Raw genomic sequence first — 19242 nt, 5'->3', positions numbered from 1 at the left:
GGCTTTAAAAACATAAAGGGCTATTGCTCTAAGAATTTATGAGTGCTAGCCCCAAACTTTCAATATGAGAAGTAACGCCTTTAATTCTCAATCAACCTGTATTTCTAAGTCCTGCAGCAACGCCGTTAATAGTGAGCAGCAAAGCTCTGCGCAATAGTGGGTCTGCAGAATCTCCAGCATCGCGCACGCGCTTGAGCAAGTTGATTTGCAGCAAGTGGATTGGTGAAAGATAAGCATCACGGACTTGTAATGTGCGAGCCAAGATTTCTTGATCTCCCAGTAATGATTTCTTATTCGTTAACTTCAATATTTCTTCCACAGTTAAATCAAACTCAGCCTGGATCTGATCGAGGAAATGATGAAGCTCTTGAGGGACCAAAGTTTCAACGTAGCGGCGCGCAAGGGCTAAATCAGTCTTAGCTAAAGTCATTTCAACATTGCTAATGAAAGTGTGGAAGAAGTGCCAATCACCGAGCATCTTTTGCAAAACATCTGTTTTACCTGCCTCGCGTGCTGCCTTTAATCCAGATCCCACACCGAACCATCCAGGAACAATCTGGCGTGATTGTGTCCATCCAAATACCCATGGGATAGCGCGAAGTGAACCAAGGCCACTGCTTGCATCAGGTCGACGCGATGGACGTGAACCCAAGAAGAGATTTCCGAGTTGTTCTACTGGAGTAGATGCGTAGAAATAAGCAGGTAGATCCGGGTGATCAACAAGTGCGCGGTAAGCAGTAAATGAGCGATCACTAACCAATTGCATGCATTCATTCCAGCTTTGTAGATTTGCAACTGATTGACGTGGCCCACGGTTGAGCACTGTTGCTTCTAATGAAGCGGCCAGAGTTAATTCAATGTTTTCACGGGCAAGGGAAGCAAGTGCGTACTTATCGCTAATTACTTCGCCTTGTTCAGTCATTTTGATTTGACCATCAACTGAACCCCAAGGAAGTGCAACTAAAGCTTCATATGTTGGTCCACCACCACGGCCAACAGAACCGCCGCGACCATGGAACAAACGCAGTTTCACACCGTGCTTCATTGCGATGTCGCGCAAAGAGCGTTGTGCTCGGTGGATTTCCCACTGGCTAGTTGCAATACCTGCATCTTTATTAGAATCTGAATAACCCAACATCACTTCTTGGACATCTCCGCGTAGTGCCACAAGTGCACGATAGGCGGGATTACTTAAAAGCTTTTCAAGAATCTCACCTGCTGCCCGCAGTTCTGCAACTGTTTCTAGCAACGGAGCAAAGCCAATGCGTGCTTTCTTGTTCTTCAAATTAACTAGACCAGCCTGTTGGGCAAGAACAACGGCAGCGATTAAATCATCAGCGCCCTTAGTCATAGAGACGATGTATGTCTCAATTGCCTGTGAGCCAAAACGATCAATGAGATCTGCAATAGCAAAGAAAGTATCAAGGGTTTTTTGACCATTGGCATCTAAACCAGTGATATCAAGATTGCTATCAGCTGCTAAGAATCCAGTGAGGATTTCAAACTTTTCTTCATGTGGTTTTTCAATGTATCCGGCAATACCGCATGCCTGCGCTAAAGCGTGGTGATGAGCATCAGAGTGCTCACGAACATCCATAGTGGCATGGGTAATTCCAAAGGCTGCAACTGTGCGGATTGTGCGCTCAAGTAGGCCTGTTGCAATGAGTTCACCTTTATGAGCAAAGAGTGAATCACGCATGAGCATTAAATCTTTAAGAAGCTCATCTGTATCTGCATAATCGCGATGAGCAACATGGGCAGCACCTTTTGCATGGCGTTCACGTGTGAATGCAAGGCGATGCACAATTGCTGTGGCTTTTAAGCGATAAGGCTCTTGAGCGTTAAGGCGCAAGAAACGTGGTTCAAATTCGCGGATGTGCTTTAAATCCTGCTCAACCGAAGCAGTTAGCTCTGGCGTAGCGCCAATGATTCTTGTTGAGATTGAAAGTACTTGGCGCAGTGAATTCATCGTGTCAATTGTTACGCGAATTGCATGCGCAACCTGTAGAAGCATCGCATCGTTAGTGACTTGTGCGGTCACATTTGGGTTACCGTCTCTATCTCCACCAATCCAGCTGCCAAAAGAAAGCGGACGTGCTGTCACAGGAACAACAACGTCAATGCGATTCATTTCACGTGCAAAGTCATTGAGAACTTCAGGAACTGTTTGCAGGAATAAATCATCCAAGTAATAAAGAGCATTCATGGCTTCATCAAGTGGTTCGGGTTGGCCAACACGAAGTTCATCGGTTTGCCAGAGCAAATCAATAGTTTCAGCTAAGCGATCTGCTTGAGAAGGATTGCGTCCATCTTCGAGTAAATCTGCAACCTGTCCCAATTTACTCAGAACTGAACGACGAGCCGCCTCAGTTGGGTGGGCCGTAAAGACTGGGCGTACTGACATCTCATTAATCCAGCCAGAAATCTCTTCGCTGTTTAATTCATGCCCAGGTGTTTGAGATTTTAAAGCTGCTTCGATTTTATCTACAGCGCGTGCTAACCATGATCCGCCATCAGCGCGAGCTTCGGCTAAAACACGTGCACGGTGAACTTGCTCTGCAACGTTTGCTAAATTGAAATATGTACTAAATGCGCGCACCAACTGCACTGAATCTTCAACAGATAAAGATGCGAGTAATTCTTCGCCTTGACCTTCGCGGACAGCTTTGCGCACATTTTCAACGAGCTCTAAAAGCTCAGGACCTTCTTGGCGCACCAAGGTCTGGCCCAGTAAATCACCGAGTTTGCGGACATCGCTACGCAAAGCAGCATCATCTGCTGCTACTGCACCGCCCGATCCGCTGGATTTCATTGGGTAATCCTCTCAGGTCGCCGCAGGTGGTGCGAACAAATTAGAATGAAGCCATTAGCCCCCTCCCTTTTGGGAACGGGGCCTAACGGCGTTTATAGGGAGGTGTACTTGTGCGTGGCTTAATTTCTTCGCTGCCAACGCAGTTAGAGGCATCTCATATCGTGGCACCTTCACCGATATATCCATTTCTATTGGCAGCTCGCGCTGCCGATCACCCTTTACTTGTTGTTACAAGTTCTAGCCGCAGCAGTGAAGATCTTGTTAATGAACTTCGCGAGCTACATAACAATGTTGTTGAGTTCCCTGCATGGGAAACCCTGCCGCATGAGCGCTTGAGCCCGCGAAGTGACACCGTTGCTAAGAGAATTCAAACTCTTTATGAGTTAGAGAAAAAACAATCTGCATTTCCAATTGTTGTTACACCTGTTCGCGGTGCCATCCATCGCATCATTGCAACATTAGGTAAGGATGCACTTTTAGAGTTAGAAATTGGTAAAGAACAATCTCTGGATAAACTTGTTCGCCACCTTTCATCACTTTCCTATACACGCACCGATTTAGTTGAACGCCGAGGCGAATTCGCTGTGCGCGGTGGAATCGTAGATTTGTTCCTACCGCTTGCAGATTATCCAATCCGTATCGATTTCTTTGGTGATGAGATTGAAGATATGAGCTATTTTGAAGTGGCTAATCAACGCACCTTTAAGCCAGTTGTTGGTGCCATTCAGATTTATCCTTGCCGAGAACTTCTCATTATGAAAGAAATTCGACACCGTGCCATTGAACTAAAAGATTCTTTGCCGGCAGCAGCAGAGCTCCTAGAAAAGATTAGCGAAGGCGTTAGTTTTGAAGGTATGGAATCACTCATTCCCTTGCTTATTGATGAGACTGAAACGATTATTTCTAGAATGCCATCTAACACCCAGATTATTTTCATAGATGAAGAGCGGATTAAATCAAGAGCTTCTGATTTACTCGCAACAAATGAAGAATTCTTAAATGCGTCATGGAGTAATGCAGCACATGGGGCAGTAGCACCGATTCACGATGGCTCTGGAACATATATGTCGTGGGAAGAGTTAAGCGCAGAGATTTCTGAGCACAAGGTGGCCACAGGTTCTCTTTCACCATTTGGTAGCGATTTAGCCGAGGACACAGAGTTCTTAGATTACAACGCGATAGATCCGATGCGCGGGGACATTGAGCGCACTATTGAACAGTTACGAAATGCTGTGGAATCTCATTTCACAGTGGTCTTTGCAACTCATGGTCACGGAATGCTTGAGAGATATGCAGGAATATTCAGATCTGCTGATTTACCAGTGCAGATAAATGAGAAGTTACTAGCTACACCTACAAAAGGAACAATTCACTTAACAACCTCAATCATTGCTCATGGTTTTGAAAGCGCAGCCCATCAAATCCTTTTCATGACTGAGCGAGATTTAACTGGCAGTAAGGGAAGCGTTAAAGATTCAGAACGCATGCCCACAAAGCGAAAGCAGGCTATTGATCCACTAGAGCTTCGTGCTGGTGATTTTGTTGTGCATGAACAACATGGAATTGGACGCTATGTTGAATTATTAGAGCGCACAGTTGCTGGAGTAACCCGCGAATACTTAATCATTGAATACGCACCTGCCAAGCGTGGTCAACCAGGTGATCGCATATTTGTTCCAACAGATGCACTTGAGCAAGTCAGTAAATATGTCGGTGGTGAAACACCAACCGTGCACCGTATTGGTAGTGGTGAATGGCAAAAAGCTAAGGGCCGTGCACGTAAAGCTGTGCGCCAAATCGCAGGCGAACTCATTCGCCTATATGCAGCCCGCACAAGTTCTCCAGGCTTTGCCTTTTCACCTGACACACCTTGGCAGCGCGAATTAGAAGATTCTTTTTCATACATTGAAACTCCTGATCAGCTATCAACCATTAATGATGTCAAGGCCGATATGGAGCGTCCATATCCCATGGATCGCATCATCTGTGGTGATGTGGGTTATGGAAAGACCGAGATTGCAATTCGCGCAGCCTTTAAAGCGGTGCAAGATGGAAAGCAAGTAGCTGTCCTTGTTCCAACAACATTATTAGTACAACAGCACACAAAGACATTTGCTGAACGTTATGCAGGCTTTCCATTAAAGGTTGCAGGAATGTCTCGCTTTAACAGCGCCAAAGAGAGCAAAGAGGTTATTGATGGCCTTGCTGCAGGAACTGTTGATGTTGTTGTTGGAACCCACCGAATTCTCTCTAACGATGTGGCCTTTAAAGATTTAGGTCTTGTTATCGTGGATGAAGAACAACGCTTTGGTGTGGAGCAGAAAGAATCCTTAAAGAAGCTTCGAACCACTGTGGACGTATTAGCTATGTCGGCTACACCTATTCCTAGAACTCTTGAGATGGCAGTAACTGGCATTCGTGAAATGTCCACGATTACTACTCCGCCTGAAGAGCGCCACCCAATCCTTACTTATGTGGGCCCAGCAGAAGAGGCGCAGATAACTGCTGCTATTCACCGTGAACTCTTACGTGATGGACAGATTTTCTACTTACACAATCGCGTTGAAAGCATTGATCGCGCAGCAGCTAGGTTGCAAGAGTTAGTGCCAGAGGCGCGTATTCGTGTGGCACACGGACAGATGAGTGAAGGCGCACTCGAAGATGTGATTCTGGCTTTCTGGAACCGTGACTTTGATGTTCTTGTTTGCACAACAATTGTTGAAAGTGGTTTAGATATTCAGAATGCCAACACACTCATCGTTGAACGGGCTGACATGTTTGGTCTGTCTCAACTTCATCAGCTACGTGGGCGTGTGGGTCGTGGCCGTGAACGTGCTTATGCCTACTTCTTATATCCAGCCGACCAACCACTCTCAGAGTTAGCCCATGATCGATTAACAACTATCGCGGCAAATACTGAACTGGGTTCTGGAATGCGTGTAGCACTTAAAGATTTAGAGATTCGCGGAGCTGGAAATCTTTTGGGCGGAGAACAATCTGGCCACATCGCAGATGTTGGTTTTGATTTATACATGCGCATGGTCGGCGAGGCAGTCCAAGATTACAAACAGGGAATTATTGAAACCGAAGAAAAGGTTTCAGAGTGCAAAGTCGAACTTCCAATTAATGCCCATTTATCTAGTGAATATGTTCCGGGGGAGAGATTGCGTCTTGATCTCTATCGCCGTTTAGCTGATGTGAAAAATCCGCTAGATGTTGAATCAATTCGCGCTGAACTACTTGATCGTTTCGGAGAATTACCTGAGGAAGCTGTCGCACTGTTGGGAGTTGCCCAACTTCGAGCACAAGCAAAGATTGCCAAATTAACTGAAGTAGTTATTCAAGGAAAATACTTGCGATTAGCTCCCTTAACTCTGCCTGAGTCACGACAGTTGCGTCTGTCACGTTTATATCCAGGTTCACTCTATAAACCGGCTACTCGCACCGTTTTAGTTGCATTAGCCAAAGGCCCCGCGTGGAATCCGTCTCAGAATGAGCCTGAGATAGTGGATACTTCTCTTCTGGCCTGGGTCGTCGAGGCAGTTAACCAACTTAGCGAAGCACCGAAAGTGAGTTCATAGTGAAGAAGATTCTGGCCCTTGTAGCCGTTGCAACCACGCTCCTACTAACTGGATGTTCCCAAGTTGGTTCTGCAGCAACTCTAGGCAGTACAAAGATTTCACAAGCCACAGTGCAAGGCAGCATTGATGCAATTCTTGCTGCGCGCCAAGGTGTTGACACTTCACAAATGCAACTAGAAACTGGTGAAGTTCTCAACCGTGGTCAACTTCGTTTTCACTTGTTGACTGCTCTACTGCGTGAAGTTGGAAAAGAAATCAAACTTTCAGTCTCAAAGGCAGAAATTGATACACGCCGCCAAAGCATTATTGACCAGGTAGGTGGGGAAGAAGCACTTCCAAACGCACTTGTTGGTGCAGGAATTGCTCCAAAGGATTTTGATCAATACATCGAAGCGATTTCACTTTCAGACAAGATTACTCAAGCACTAACAGCTGCAGGAGTAAGTGAAGCTGACATGGGTGCACAAATTTCAAAGCTTGTTGTTGCTAAAGCTAAAGAACTAGGTGTGACTGTTAACCCACGTTATGGCAAGTGGGATCCCACAATTGCCGACATTGTTGCCTCAGATGCAGCAGGTACTGCTGTAACTCCAACAGAGTAAAGATTTAGGCGATGATGCAGGGTTCACAGCTTCAACGCTTAGTTGAGGTTATGAACCAACTGCGCTCTCCTGGGGGTTGTCCTTGGGATGCAGAACAAACGCATGAGTCACTTCTTAAGTATCTGTTAGAAGAGTCCTATGAATTTGTCGATGCTGTAGCAGGTGGTGATCGCGTTGATATGCGCGAAGAACTCGGCGATGTATTACTACAGGTCTATTTCCATGCACGTATAGCCGAAGATCATCCAAGTGATCCATTTTCAATTGAAGATGTTGCTCAAGGCATCGCTGATAAGTTGATTAGGCGCCATCCTCATGTCTTTGCTGGAGTTGAAGTAAAAACTTCAGAAGATGTTTTGCAAAACTGGGAAGATATTAAAAAGAAAGAAAAGGGCCGCACATCAGCCCTTGATGGGATCGCAATGGCACAGCCAGCGTTGCCCTTAATTGAAAAGCTTTTATATCGCGCCGAAAAATACAACGTTGATCTGCACACCCCATCACTTGCTGACATAAGTGGGGATGCTGATGAAGGCGCCGTAGGTCAGGCATTGCTGGCCGTTATTGCATGGGCCCACGCCAATGGAATAGATGCTGAGGCGGCCCTGCGCAAAGAGGCGTTGAAGTTAAGCGAACAAGTGAGCGCTATCGAGGCACGGTAGGATTAGTCCAGTAAAGATTGTGCGATTTCAGCGTTGAGGTCTACGGCACAAAATGTGTAAGTGACGAAGGAGAAACTCAATGGCAATAATCGAAGCTCTCGGAGCTCGTGAAATTCTAGACTCCCGTGGAAACCCAACGGTTGAAGTCGAAATCCAATTAGAAGATGGAACACAAGCACGCGCTGCAGTTCCAAGTGGTGCATCAACAGGTGCATTTGAAGCCGCAGAACTTCGAGATGGTGGAAAGCGCTATCTAGGTAAAGGTGTTGAAAAGGCAATCGCATTTGTTAATGATGAAATTGGACCAGAAATTATTGGCTTTGATGCCCAAGATCAGCGCTTAATTGATGATGCCATGATCACTTTAGATGGAACTAAGAACAAATCACGCATGGGTGCCAATGCAATTCTTGGTGCTTCACTAGCAGTTGCTAAAGCATCTGCTGAATCTGCTGATCTCTCACTCTTTCGCTACTTAGGTGGACCAAATGCACATGTTCTTCCTGTGCCAATGATGAACATCCTCAATGGCGGAGCACATGCTGATACAAACGTAGATATTCAAGAGTTCATGATTGCGCCAATTGGTGCACCAACATTCCGCGAATCACTTCGCTGGGGTGCTGAGATTTACCACGCACTCAAATCAGTTCTTAAAAAGCGTGGCTTAGCAACATCTGTTGGTGATGAAGGTGGTTTTGCGCCTAACCTTGAGAGCAACCGCGCAGCGCTCGATTTGATTCTTGAAGCGATTGAAATCGCAGGATTTAAGCCAGGCAAAGAGATTGCACTTGCAATGGATGTTGCTGCAACAGAGTTCCACGACAACGGCAAATACACATTTGAAGGTGCCTCAAAGACATCTGCAGAGATGATTGCTTATTACACCTCACTCGTTGATGCCTACCCAATCGTTTCAATTGAAGATCCACTCAATGAAGAAGACTGGGCTGGCTGGACTGATATGACTAAGAGCCTAGGTTCACGCATTCAAATCGTGGGAGATGACTTATTCGTAACGAACCCAGAGCGTCTTGCCCGCGGAATCGCAGGCGGAACTGCCAATGCTCTACTTGTTAAGGTCAACCAGATTGGAACGTTGACTGAAACTATTGATGCAGTTGAGATGGCACACCGTGCTAACTACCGCTCAATGATGAGCCATCGTTCAGGTGAAACTGAAGACACAACAATTGCTGATTTAGCTGTGGCACTTAACTGTGGACAGATTAAGACAGGTGCACCTGCACGTACTGAGCGCGTCGCTAAGTACAACCAACTACTACGCATTGAAGAAGAGCTTGCTGAAGGCGCACGTTATGCCGGCAGAGATGCTTTTCCACGCTTTAAGGCATAAGTGATTTTGTGGCGCGTCGACAATTAAGTTTTAGAAGTCGGCGCAATTCGGGGCGTGCATTGGCGTTATGGACAATATTTTTTATATTGGCTCTAGCCATTGCACCTCCCGTGAAGCACTACTTCACCCAGCGAGCACAAATCAGCGCACTTAATTCACAGTTAGCTTCAGATAACAAAGCGCTAGAAGCCGCGCGCCAAGAACTTCTCTTATGGCAAGACCCTGAATACATTAAATCTCAAGCTCGTGAGCGTTTGCACTTTGTATTACCTGGAGAGCGTCAATACATAGTGACTGAAAATGGAACTGCATCAAATACAGATGAGGGCACTAAGGTCGCCAACTCCCTAACAGATGGCCAACCTTGGTATTCAAGACTTATCGCATCCATTACAGAAGCGGGTTAATGCTTTGCGCGAAGTCACACAAGCAGATTTAGATTGCATTGAAATTCAATTGGGCCGCACACCTCGTGACGTTCATGCAATTGCTTACCGCTGTCCTTGTGGCAAACCCGCAGTCGTTGAAACACCACCGCGTCTTGCCGATGGCACGCCTTTCCCTACTTTCTATTACGCAACCTGCCCGCGTTTAACTGCAGCAATTTCAACCCTTGAAACAACGGGCTTAATGGGTCAGATGAATGAGCGATTAGAAACTGACGCCGAACTTGCTGGGGCTTATCACGCAGCTCATGATGACTACATTGCAGCTCGATCAGCTCTTGGTATTGATGTTGCTGAAGTAGAAAACGTATCTGCAGGTGGAATGCCAAATCGCGTGAAATGCCTGCACTCACTTATTGCCCACTCACTTTCAGCCGGCCCAGATGTGAACCCATTAGGCGATGAAGCGCTAGCAAAACTGCCCAAGTGGTGGGAAGGCAATCCATGCGAGTAGCAGCCATTGATTGCGGCACTAACTCAATACGTTTACTGATTGCAGATATTGAGGGCGAGAGCTTTCGTGAAGTTCTGCGCACAATGGAGATCGTTCGCTTAGGCCAAGGAGTTGATGAAACCGGGCAGTTCCACCCAGATGCAATTACTCGCACATTGGCAGCTGTTGATAAATTCGCAGCAGAGATTGCAAAGCGCGGAGTTGAAAAGATTCGTTTTTGTGCAACAAGTGCCACACGCGATGCAACTAATCGGCATCTCTTTGTTGATGGAGTGCGCGAACGCTTGGGGATTGAACCTGAAGTAATTAGTGGGGATGAAGAAGCAGCACTTTCTTTTGCTGGAGCAATCCAAGATTTCCATCCATCTGATGGTCCTTTTCTTGTCGTTGATATTGGCGGCGGATCAACTGAGTTTGTTTTTGGCACAACAAGCGTTAAATCTGCAAAGTCAGTCAACATCGGTTGTGTGAGAATGACTGAGCGCCACTTTGCACATGATCCTGCACAACAATCACAAGTAGATGCAGCACGAGCCGATATTGTTGAGGCGATTGCAAAGGCTGCCAGCATCGTTCCTATTACAAAAGCCAAGACCTTAATCGCAGTTGCCGGCACAGCAACCACAGTTGCAGCTGCGGCGTTGAATTTATCTGAATATGACCGCTACGCAATTCACTTATCCAGAATTACTGCCCAGCAAGTTCATGAAACTTCACAAATGTTTTTAACCAAAACCCGAGAAGAACGTTTAACTCTTGGTTATATGCATCCAGGTCGAGTAGATGTGATTCCTGCAGGTGCGTTAGTTCTTTCAGAGATCATGAGCGCAACTGGGGCAAGTGAATTTGTGGCATCTGAATCAGATATCTTGGATGGAATAGCCCGTTCATTAGCTGGAAAGGGCGCTTAGAAAAGCAGGGTAGATTTACCCCTTGCACGTGGCCCCGATAGCCCAATGGCAGAGGCAGAGGACTTAAAATCCTCCCAGTGTGGGTTCGACCCCCACTCGGGGCACCATCTTCGTATCGCCCGGGAATCTTCCAGGCCCTAAACTTGTTATGCATGAAAACCACCAGAGGTTCTGGTGGCACTACAAAAGGAGAGAAAAGATATGCGCAGTTCAAACCCTGTTCTTGGACGGGCGTTTAATCAGCGTGGATACGCTGCATTTGATCCGAGCACAATTAACTCAGACCCAGCAGCGATGGAAGATCTTTATAACGCACCTGCTGCATCTTCACTGCGCACAGGTCGCATGACGATTGACGATGTAGTCACTCGCACAGGAATTTTATTTGCAGTTCTAGTTTCCGTTGGCGCAGTTGCATGGACACTTAACCTAGGCGGCGGGGCAATGATGCTCGGTGTCTTTGGTGGTTTCGCACTTGCCATGGTCAACAGCTTTAGCAAAACCGTTAAGCCAGCGTTAGCAATTGCCTATGCAGCTTTTCAAGGTTTAGCACTTGGAACAATTAGCAACATATACAACTCTGCATATTCAGGAATTGTTAGCCAAGCAATCATCGTAACTATCTGTGCATTCACTGGAATGCTCTTTGCTTATAAGAGCGGACGCATCCGTGTGACACCTAAGTTCACCAAGGTGCTCATGACTGCATTAATCGGTTACTTAGTACTGGCACTGCTTTCATTTGTTGGTTCATTCTTTGGTGCAAGCATCTATAACATCGGTGGTCTTGGTTTAATCATGGCTGCAGGTGGAATGGTTCTTGCTAGCTTCTTCTTGATTCTAGATTTTGATCAGATTCAAAAGGGAATCAATGCCGGAGCTCCAGAATCAGAGTCATGGCGTGCTGCCTTTGGTTTGATGGTCACAATCGTGTGGCTATATCTAGAAGTTCTGCGTCTGCTTTCAATCTTGCGCGGCAACGACTAATTACAGATCTTCATCGAGGGGCCTCAGGTTTTTAACCTGGGGCCCTTCTACATTTCTAGTCTCTGGTATTTGATAGACCAAGACAAGTGCAATAACAAAGATGGCAGCTGACATACCAAATGCTGCGCGATAGGAAAAGAGATCTGAAACAGCGCCAATAATGATTGGTCCAACCATCATTCCGGCATCACCTGCCATTTGGAAGATAGCAATTACCTTACCGCCTTTGCCCTTAATAACATCGCCCACGATGCTGGCAGGAGTGATTGAAATAAAAGCCCCGCCAAATCCAAGAACTGCCATTGAAAGCAAAAACATCCAGAAGTTAACTGAGAATGTAAGTAAGAGAACTCCGAGCAAGACAACTTGTGCACCGATGATTGATGCAGCACGGCGCCCTTTTTCATCAGAGTATCTGCCAGCTTTCAGGAGAATTACGCCCTGAACCACTGCAGAGAGGGCAAGGCCATAACCAACAACTGCGGTTGTGGAGTTCAACTCTTCTGTAACAAAGATTGGCAAAATTGAAGCGCGCAATCCAAAGAAGACCCAAGCACCAATAAATGACAATACAAGTGCGATTCGGTAAGGCTTCATAGCTAACGCTTCGCGCACAGTGGTGTGCTCAGATATGTCTGCGTTCTTATCTTCTTTTCCTATCTTGTCGCCTTTAAGGAAAAAGAATGCAACCATTCCAGAACACAGTAATAGTCCTGAATAGACAAAGAAGGGTGCTCGAAGGGAGATTACTGAAAGTAATCCACCAATGGCAGGACCAGCGATACCACCTAGAAGAAAGGAACCTTGATAGACCGATTGTGCCCGACCACGATTTGCATCATCAACAGATCGCAGAATCACAGAACCTGCAGCCACAGAAAACATTGATGAACCAAGACCACCCGCTGCGCGGAAAAAGAGAAGTTGTTCATAGCTTTGTGAAAGGCCAGCTAAGAATGTGAAGAGTGCAACCATAAACACGCCAGATGAAAAGACTGCGCGCTCACCAAACTTATCGACCAAGGTGCCAGAGATTAATCCAGAGGCAAAGCGAGTGATTGCAAAAGCAGAGACCATTAAGCCAATTGCAGCGTTATTTACCCCAAAAGACTTAGCAAAAACTGGGATTGCCGGTAATACGATGCCAAAGCCAACTGCTACAAAAAAGGATGCCGCGACAAGTATGGATACTTCACGCGGTAGGTCCTTAAATGGAGATTGCATTAACCCAGTGCTTTTCCTGCTGCATCTCCACCTGCTGCAGCATGGGATGCATTTATTGGGGAGTTTTTGGACATAAGGGTAAGATTAGTGGGTGAAGTCAGTAATAGCCGAACATCTAGTCAAGACCTATCGCAACGGCGAGGTCAAAGCATTAGATGATCTCTCTCTTGATGTTGAAGAAGGCACCGTTTTAGGCGTATTAGGCCCCAATGGTGCAGGCAAAACAACAACTGTGAGAATTCTCGCAACGTTATTAAAACCTGATTCAGGCATTGCAACTGTTGCAGGAATCGATGTAGCCAAGCATCCTGACAAAGTACGTGAGTTAATTGGTTTATCAGGTCAATATGCAGCAGTTGATGAGACATTAACTGGCTGGGATAACTTAGTAATGTTTGGTCGTTTGTATCACTTAGGCAAAACTGCCTCCATTAAACGTGCTGATGAATTGCTTGAGAGATTCTCACTCACTGATAGTGCACGCCGTCCCATCAAAACTTATTCTGGTGGAATGCGCCGCCGTTTAGATTTAGCTGCATCTTTAATTGTGCAACCAAAAGTTCTCTTCCTCGATGAACCAACTACAGGCCTTGATCCACGTGGTCGCCAAGAGATGTGGGAGGTGATTCAGGAACTAGTAAAAGGCGGCGTAACACTTCTACTTACAACTCAATACCTAGAAGAAGCCGATCAGTTAGCTGATGAGATTGCTGTGATTGATCACGGAAAAGTAATTGCCCGTGGAACTTCAGATGCTTTGAAAAAGGAAGTCGGCGGAGAACGCTTAGAGATAACCGTTGAGAACGCTGATATCACCAAAACTCAAGAGATTGTTTCTCGAATCAGCACAAGTGCAATTCATACGGATGTGCGCACAATTTCAGCACCAGTTTCAACTGGCTCGATTGCTCTTATGGAGGCGTTGCGCGCTCTGGATGAGGCGAAAATCCATCCCCTTGATATTGCTCTCAAGCGCCCTTCACTAGATGATGTGTTCTTATCTCTTACCGGCCATGTGGCAGAAGATGAAGTTATTGCCCAGCCCGTAAAGAAAAAGAGAGGGGGCAAGAAATGAAATACGTCATCAGCGATGTCATGACAATTACTAAGCGACAACTGCTCCAGCTTGCCCGAATCCCTGAACTTCTTGTTTTCTCAACGATTCAGCCAGTGATGTTTGTACTCCTTTTCCGCTTTGTATTTGGTGGCTCTATTGAAACTGGTCAACCCGGTGGTTATGTCCAGCTATTGATGCCTGGAATCTTCGTTCAGACCGTTGCATTCACCTTGGCAGCAACTGCAGTTGGCTTAGCTGAAGATATGAAGAAGGGCCTGATCGATCGTTTTAGATCATTGCCAATTTCAAGAGGCGCAGTAGTTATTGGTCGCACCTTTGGTGATGCACTTTTAAACATTCTTGTCTTAACTGTTATGGCAGCTGCTGGATATGCAGTTGGTTGGCGTCCAACATCAGGCGCTCTTTCAATCTTCTTAGCTTTCTTATTCCTGTTTATGTTTGGTTATGCCCTCTCATGGATTGGTATCTATGTTGGCTTAGCCGTTAAAGAGGCACGAACTGTGCAGAGTGTGGGCTTCTTAGTTACTTTCCCACTGACTTTTCTTTCAAATGCCTTTGCACCAACTACTGGAATGCCTAAAGCGCTTCAGTACTTTGCGGAATGGAACCCTGTTTCAACAATGGTTGCAGCTTGCCGTCAGTTATTTGGTCTTAAAAATGAGTTTGGGGCAACAGCTAACTCTTGGCCAAGCCAGCACCCACTAGAAACATCGTTGCTCTATATGGTGCTTTTGATGGCGATATTTATTCCACTGAGTATTAGAAAGTATAAAAACACTTCCAATTAAGAATAAAACTCAGCAGCTTTAATTACTACTTTAATCTCACGCCCATTAGGTGCGGTGTATGAAACGCTTGCACCAATCTCTGCGCCCATTACTGCAGCACCAAGTGGTGATTTCTCGCTATAAACATCGAGGTCTCCTGAAGCAATTTCGCGTGAGCCCAGTAAGAACTTCATTTCATCTCCAGCAATCTCTGCTGTTACAACCATGCCTGCGCCAACTTTGCCATCGGCGGCAGCTGGTGGAGTTCCAATGTGAGCATTTTCTAACATCTGCTTGAGCTGGCGGATGCGCGCTTCCATCTTGCCCTGCTCATCGCGGGCTGCGTGGTAACCACCGTTTTCTTTTAAGTCACCTTCAGCACGTGCAGCTTCAATCTTTGCTGTGACATCTTTGCGGCCATGTTGTTCTAGGTTTTCTAATTCGGCGCGCAAACGATCTGCAGCTTCCTGCGTTAACCATGTTTGTGCGCTCATAAGGCGTAAAGGTACTAGGTGGGCGTAGATGCCTACAACTTATTTAATCCTGCAGGCAACCACATCAGCGTTAACGCCTTGGCTACGCGTAGGAATCTCAGTGTTTTTCTGCACCACTGCAAGACCCGGCCCGATCTCATCCTCAATCTGCCCAACGACAGTTTTATCGTAATCTCTGGCAACCAATGTGCATGTTAAAACCTGGTCTTTATCTTTTCTGACTACTTCATATCTAATAGACATTTCGCGATCAGTTGTGGCAGTAAATGAAATAACTGAGGAACGGATATCCGGGTTTGAATGGTGAAGTCCTACCCACACCAGCCAGCTGATTCCTATAGCTGCGATAACTGTGGCCGGGAGCACCCACCGCTTGGCTGGGCGCACGCCATAGCGATCCTCGTAGGAGAACTGCGAGCCCGATTGCATGACATGATTATGCCATGCAAAAAAACTTTGAGATGAGTGTTGCCGGCTCCTTAACGATTTCGATTCTAATTATCGCTGTAGTTTTCTTGATGCGCAGTTTCTATAAGCGCTTTATGGGTGTTGATCGAAGCGATGACGGCGCAGACCAGTAACTCTCTTCTTTCCAAAATAGCTCAAGGCTTAGCAGTCCTGCTTGTAGTAGTCATCTTTTTCGCACTTGGCCTGTGGCAATTAGATAGAGCAAAAGCATTAAAGGAAAGTTTGGTAACTGCAACTCAAGTGGATACAAATATCGTGCCACTGACATCTATTGCCACCGCAAGGCAGCCTCTGCAGCCAGAGGCTTTTAATCGTATGGTGCAGATTTCAGGAAACTATGTCGCAACGTATAGAGCACCTAACCAAGCCGATGGTGATGGGCAGGTCAGTGATTGGGAAGTTGGTTTGCTGCAAGTTGGCACCAATCAAGGGATTTTGGTGGTGAAAGGTTTGTGGTCAGAGCGATTGCTTAACCCAGATGTTTCAATGGCCATGGTGATAGATATCAAGGGGCAGCTACGTGCTTCTCAATCCGAAGATCGTTTTATCAATGGAGATGGTGCGATTTCGCGCCTAGATAGTTCAGTGATTGTGGGATTAACTGATTTAGATTTATTTGATGGCTATGTAATAGCAACTTCTGAATCACGAAACGGCGCTGAGTTCACTCGTCAGCGCCTAACCCCAGAGAAGCTCACTTCTAAAATCCCAGGCTATTACTGGCAACACATCTCGTATGTGGTGATCTGGTGGCTCATGGCAGCGGTGGTGCTTTACCTTCCCTTCTATCGCCGTAGAGTTAAGCCATGAAATCAAGCCTTGCGCGTTTTAGAGTAATGGCCATTATTGCCGGCGTTATGTCCTTACTTTTGTGGTTTGTAGATCTGCCCGTGGCATATCTGTTTAATAACCCAGAGTGGAAGGCTGCAGTTGCCTGGATTCCATTTGTTCACGGATGGGTCTATTTCGCTTACGTGATTGTGGCTCTTCAATTTTCAGTAAAGGCCAAGTGGCCAATACGCAAGATTCTCTGGCTACTTCTTGCCGGCACACTTCCAGTTGCCTCACTGATTGCAGAACGTCGAGTTGTTCGCCGTTATTCGTAAACTTATAAAATCTGCGCTCTATCCGCTCTATGAATGGCGGTTAGTTCGAGCTTTAGATTTCACTAAGACCCCTCACCATGTTGGTGTCATCCTTGATGGCAATCGCAGGTGGGCAAAAGCCAATCCCAGCAATAGCGACCCCAATGGCCATAAAGCTGGGGCCAACAAAATTATTGAGTTTTTGGGTTGGTGTGATGATGCCGAAGTTCGGGTTGTGACGCTGTGGTTGCTATCTACTGATAACTTCAAAAGAAGCTCTGATGAGATTGAAGAGCTCCTCAAAATTATTGGCGACACTGTCGATGAGTTAGCGGCAACGGGTCGTTGGAATATTAAAGCTGTGGGCGCGCTAGATCTTTTGCCACCTTGGCTTTCAGAAAAGCTCGCAGGATTAAAGCCCATCCGAAATGATGGCGTGGAAGTAAACGTGGCTATTAGCTATGGCGGGCGCCGTGAGATTGTCGATGCAGTTAAGTCATATCTGGGTGAAGAGGAAAAGTCAGGTCATTCTCTCGATCAAGCTAAAGAGAAGATGACTGCAGATGATATTTCTAAGTTTTTATACACCGCAGGCCAACCAGATCCAGAGCTGTTGATTAGAACATCTGGAGAGCAACGCCTGGGTGGATTCCTTTTGTGGCAAAGCGCGCTATCTGAGTTCTACTTCTGTGAGGCGTATTGGCCAGATTTTCGCCGGGTGGATTTCTTACGTGCTCTACGTGCCTATTCACTTCGACAACGCCGTTTCGGCAGTTGAGATTTTCGCCCAAAACTTCTACAAGATTTAACTTTTTCAAGGCGCGTGTTGCCACAGAGTTAGCCTCAAGTTGTTCTACCTTTTTACATATCCGAAGCAGCATCCCCCGAATACAACTAAAAATGAGGAGTCCAGCCATTGGCTGCTAAGAGTCAAAGCTCTAGAAAGACTTTTGTTTTAGATACCAGCGTTTTACTAGCTGATCCTGGTGCCCTGCACAGATTTGCCGAACATGAAGTAATCATTCCTATCGCTGTTATTGGCGAACTTGAGACCAAACGCGATCACCCAGAACTGGGCTACTTTGCCCGCGCAGCCCTTCGCGCCCTTGATGATTTAAGAGTTACCCATGGCCGACTTGATCAACCTCTGACTATTACTCCTGAGGGTGGAACCCTTTCTGTGGAACTCAACCACACCGACCTTTCCACTTTGCCTCATGGCTTTTTGCGAGATGGCACCAATGACACTCGCATCCTGGCTATAGCTAAAAACTTAATGTCAGATGGCAAGAACGTTGTTTTAGTTTCTAAAGATTTACCGCTTCGCGTTAAAGCATCATCGGTGGGAGTTGAGGCCCAAGAGTATTTGGCAGAACTTGTTGCCAATAGTGGCTGGACGGGAATTGAAGAGCTGACCGTTGGCTCATCAGTTATTGATGATTTGTATTCCTCTGATCGGGCCGACCATGAAGCGGCCCATAGCCTTCCAATTCACACCGGTCTTGTTTTGCATTCAGATCGTGGCAGTGCGCTGGCCCGTGTGACAGCCGATAAGCAGTTGCAGTTGATTAGAGGAGATCGTTCAGCTTTTGGTTTGCATGGGCGAAGCGCCGAACAGCGCATTGCGCTAGACCTGCTTTTGGATGACTCCATTGGAATTGTTTCTATGGGTGGACGGGCTGGAACTGGTAAGTCGGCGTTGGCGTTGTGCGCAGGTCTTGAAGCAGTGATGGAAAAGCGCATCCATAAAAAGGTAGTTATCTTCCGGCCCCTCTATCCCGTGGGCGGTCAGGAACTTGGATACTTGCCAGGCAGTGAGGGCGAGAAGATGTCGCCATGGGCCCAGGCAGTCTTTGACACTTTGGGTGCTTTAGTTAGCCAGCCAGTTATTGATGAGATCGTGGACCGAGGCTTAATTGAGGTTCTACCGCTGACCCACATCCGCGGACGTTCCCTTCATGACTCCTTTGTCATCGTTGATGAAGCTCAGTCTTTGGAGCGCGGAGTTCTTTTGACCGTGCTTTCAAGAATCGGCACCGCCTCCAGAGTCGTTTTGACCCATGACATCGGCCAGAGGGACAACCTTCGAGTCGGTCGCCATGATGGTGTGGTGGCAGTTGTTGAAACTTTGAAGGGCCATCCACTCTTTGCCCACGTGACCCTGACTCGTAGCGAGCGCTCGCCGATTGCCGCCCTTGTGACCGAGATGCTGGAAGGTCCATTACCGGGCTAAAAGAAAGTCACAGTCACATTTAGGGCAATTCGGACATTCCCCTAAGTGACCTGCGGTTTTACCCCATCCACAGCTTCACCT

General features: G+C 46.6%; 19 protein-coding genes and 1 tRNA gene. 16 read left to right on the top strand and 4 right to left on the bottom strand.

Annotation, left to right across the window (positions count from 1 at the left end):
* Positions 1 to 91 precede the first annotated feature (91 nt).
* Entirely contained in the window at positions 92 to 2812 is a 2721-nt protein-coding gene (gene ppc, locus A7sIIA15_RS06140) for a phosphoenolpyruvate carboxylase (RefSeq protein ID WP_095686263.1), read from the bottom strand.
* 110 nt (positions 2813 to 2922) lie between these two features.
* Here ppc and mfd point away from each other — a divergent pair, with 110 nt between their 5' ends.
* The 9 genes from mfd to A7sIIA15_RS06095 all read left to right on the top strand — a co-directional run bounded on the left by mfd (position 2923) and on the right by A7sIIA15_RS06095 (position 11812).
* Positions 2923 to 6393 (top strand): transcription-repair coupling factor, encoded by a 3471-nt coding sequence (gene mfd, locus A7sIIA15_RS06135; RefSeq protein WP_095686262.1) that lies wholly within the window; start codon positions 2923 to 2925, stop codon positions 6391 to 6393.
* Positions 6393 to 6995, top strand: a complete 603-nt coding sequence (locus A7sIIA15_RS06130) for a putative periplasmic lipoprotein (protein WP_095686261.1) — start codon at positions 6393 to 6395, stop codon at positions 6993 to 6995. Before mfd ends, A7sIIA15_RS06130 begins: the two co-directional genes overlap by 1 nt.
* Before the next feature lie 11 nt (positions 6996 to 7006).
* Positions 7007 to 7657 (top strand): nucleoside triphosphate pyrophosphohydrolase, encoded by a 651-nt coding sequence (locus tag A7sIIA15_RS06125; RefSeq protein ID WP_095686260.1) that lies wholly within the window; start codon positions 7007 to 7009, stop codon positions 7655 to 7657.
* Between the two features lie 79 nt (positions 7658 to 7736).
* On the top strand, positions 7737 to 9014 hold the full coding sequence (eno, locus tag A7sIIA15_RS06120) for a phosphopyruvate hydratase (protein WP_095686259.1): 1278 nt from the start codon (positions 7737 to 7739) through the stop codon (positions 9012 to 9014).
* Positions 9015 to 9022: 8 nt separating this feature from the next.
* Positions 9023 to 9421, top strand: a complete 399-nt coding sequence (locus A7sIIA15_RS06115; RefSeq protein WP_223298248.1) for an FtsB family cell division protein — start codon at positions 9023 to 9025, stop codon at positions 9419 to 9421.
* Complete coding sequence (locus A7sIIA15_RS06110) at positions 9369 to 9914, top strand: DUF501 domain-containing protein (protein WP_223298247.1); 546 nt, start codon at positions 9369 to 9371, stop codon at positions 9912 to 9914. The genes A7sIIA15_RS06115 and A7sIIA15_RS06110 overlap by 53 nt, the downstream gene beginning before the upstream one ends.
* Positions 9905 to 10825: a Ppx/GppA phosphatase family protein gene (locus A7sIIA15_RS06105; protein WP_095686256.1), complete on the top strand. Its 921-nt coding sequence runs from the start codon at positions 9905 to 9907 to the stop codon at positions 10823 to 10825. The genes A7sIIA15_RS06110 and A7sIIA15_RS06105 overlap by 10 nt, the downstream gene beginning before the upstream one ends.
* Before the next feature lie 31 nt (positions 10826 to 10856).
* Positions 10857 to 10932: transfer RNA gene (locus A7sIIA15_RS06100), tRNA-Leu, on the top strand.
* A 94-nt stretch (positions 10933 to 11026) separates the two neighbouring features.
* Positions 11027 to 11812 carry a Bax inhibitor-1/YccA family protein gene (locus A7sIIA15_RS06095; protein WP_095686255.1) on the top strand — a complete coding sequence of 262 codons (786 nt, stop codon included), beginning with the start codon at positions 11027 to 11029 and terminating at the stop codon, positions 11810 to 11812.
* Here A7sIIA15_RS06095 and A7sIIA15_RS06090 read toward each other — a convergent pair whose 3' ends face one another.
* Positions 11813 to 13036: an MFS transporter gene (locus tag A7sIIA15_RS06090; RefSeq protein WP_095686254.1), complete on the bottom strand. Its 1224-nt coding sequence runs from the start codon at positions 13034 to 13036 to the stop codon at positions 11813 to 11815.
* A gap of 91 nt (positions 13037 to 13127) precedes the next feature.
* Between A7sIIA15_RS06090 and A7sIIA15_RS06085 the strand changes: the two genes are divergently transcribed.
* On the top strand, positions 13128 to 14111 hold the full coding sequence (locus tag A7sIIA15_RS06085; protein WP_095686253.1) for an ATP-binding cassette domain-containing protein: 984 nt from the start codon (positions 13128 to 13130) through the stop codon (positions 14109 to 14111).
* Entirely contained in the window at positions 14108 to 14902 is a 795-nt protein-coding gene (locus A7sIIA15_RS06080) for an ABC transporter permease (RefSeq protein ID WP_095686252.1), read from the top strand. Before A7sIIA15_RS06085 ends, A7sIIA15_RS06080 begins: the two co-directional genes overlap by 4 nt.
* Here A7sIIA15_RS06080 and greA read toward each other — a convergent pair.
* Both greA and A7sIIA15_RS06070 read right to left on the bottom strand, forming a co-directional pair.
* The gene (greA, locus tag A7sIIA15_RS06075; protein WP_018225687.1) at positions 14899 to 15375 is read right to left on the bottom strand and encodes a transcription elongation factor GreA; all 477 of its coding nucleotides are present in this window, start codon (positions 15373 to 15375) and stop codon (positions 14899 to 14901) included. The two genes, A7sIIA15_RS06080 and greA, sit on opposite strands and share 4 nt — an antisense overlap.
* Before the next feature lie 39 nt (positions 15376 to 15414).
* Complete coding sequence (locus tag A7sIIA15_RS06070) at positions 15415 to 15804, bottom strand: DUF4307 domain-containing protein (protein ID WP_095686251.1); 390 nt, start codon at positions 15802 to 15804, stop codon at positions 15415 to 15417.
* 14 nt (positions 15805 to 15818) lie between these two features.
* On the opposite strand from A7sIIA15_RS06070, the gene A7sIIA15_RS07115 reads away from it, so the two are divergent.
* The 5 genes from A7sIIA15_RS07115 to A7sIIA15_RS06050 all read left to right on the top strand — a co-directional run bounded on the left by A7sIIA15_RS07115 (position 15819) and on the right by A7sIIA15_RS06050 (position 19161).
* Positions 15819 to 15956 carry a hypothetical protein gene (locus A7sIIA15_RS07115; RefSeq protein WP_190279125.1) on the top strand — a complete coding sequence of 46 codons (138 nt, stop codon included), beginning with the start codon at positions 15819 to 15821 and terminating at the stop codon, positions 15954 to 15956.
* Complete coding sequence (locus A7sIIA15_RS06065) at positions 15937 to 16653, top strand: SURF1 family cytochrome oxidase biogenesis protein (protein WP_095686250.1); 717 nt, start codon at positions 15937 to 15939, stop codon at positions 16651 to 16653. Before A7sIIA15_RS07115 ends, A7sIIA15_RS06065 begins: the two co-directional genes overlap by 20 nt.
* Positions 16650 to 16949, top strand: coding sequence for a DUF3817 domain-containing protein (locus tag A7sIIA15_RS06060; protein WP_095686249.1), 300 nt, complete (start codon positions 16650 to 16652; stop codon positions 16947 to 16949). The genes A7sIIA15_RS06065 and A7sIIA15_RS06060 overlap by 4 nt, the downstream gene beginning before the upstream one ends.
* The gene (locus A7sIIA15_RS06055) at positions 16930 to 17706 is read left to right on the top strand and encodes an isoprenyl transferase (RefSeq protein ID WP_095686248.1); all 777 of its coding nucleotides are present in this window, start codon (positions 16930 to 16932) and stop codon (positions 17704 to 17706) included. The genes A7sIIA15_RS06060 and A7sIIA15_RS06055 overlap by 20 nt, the downstream gene beginning before the upstream one ends.
* Positions 17707 to 17844: 138 nt before the next feature.
* Positions 17845 to 19161 (top strand): PhoH family protein, encoded by a 1317-nt coding sequence (locus A7sIIA15_RS06050; protein WP_095686247.1) that lies wholly within the window; start codon positions 17845 to 17847, stop codon positions 19159 to 19161.
* Positions 19162 to 19242 lie beyond the last annotated feature (81 nt).

This window comes from Candidatus Planktophila vernalis (genome assembly GCF_002288185.1).
Classification (GTDB): Bacteria; Actinomycetota; Actinomycetes; order Nanopelagicales; family Nanopelagicaceae; genus Planktophila; species Planktophila vernalis.
This window is presented reverse-complemented; position numbering and strand designations above follow the sequence as displayed.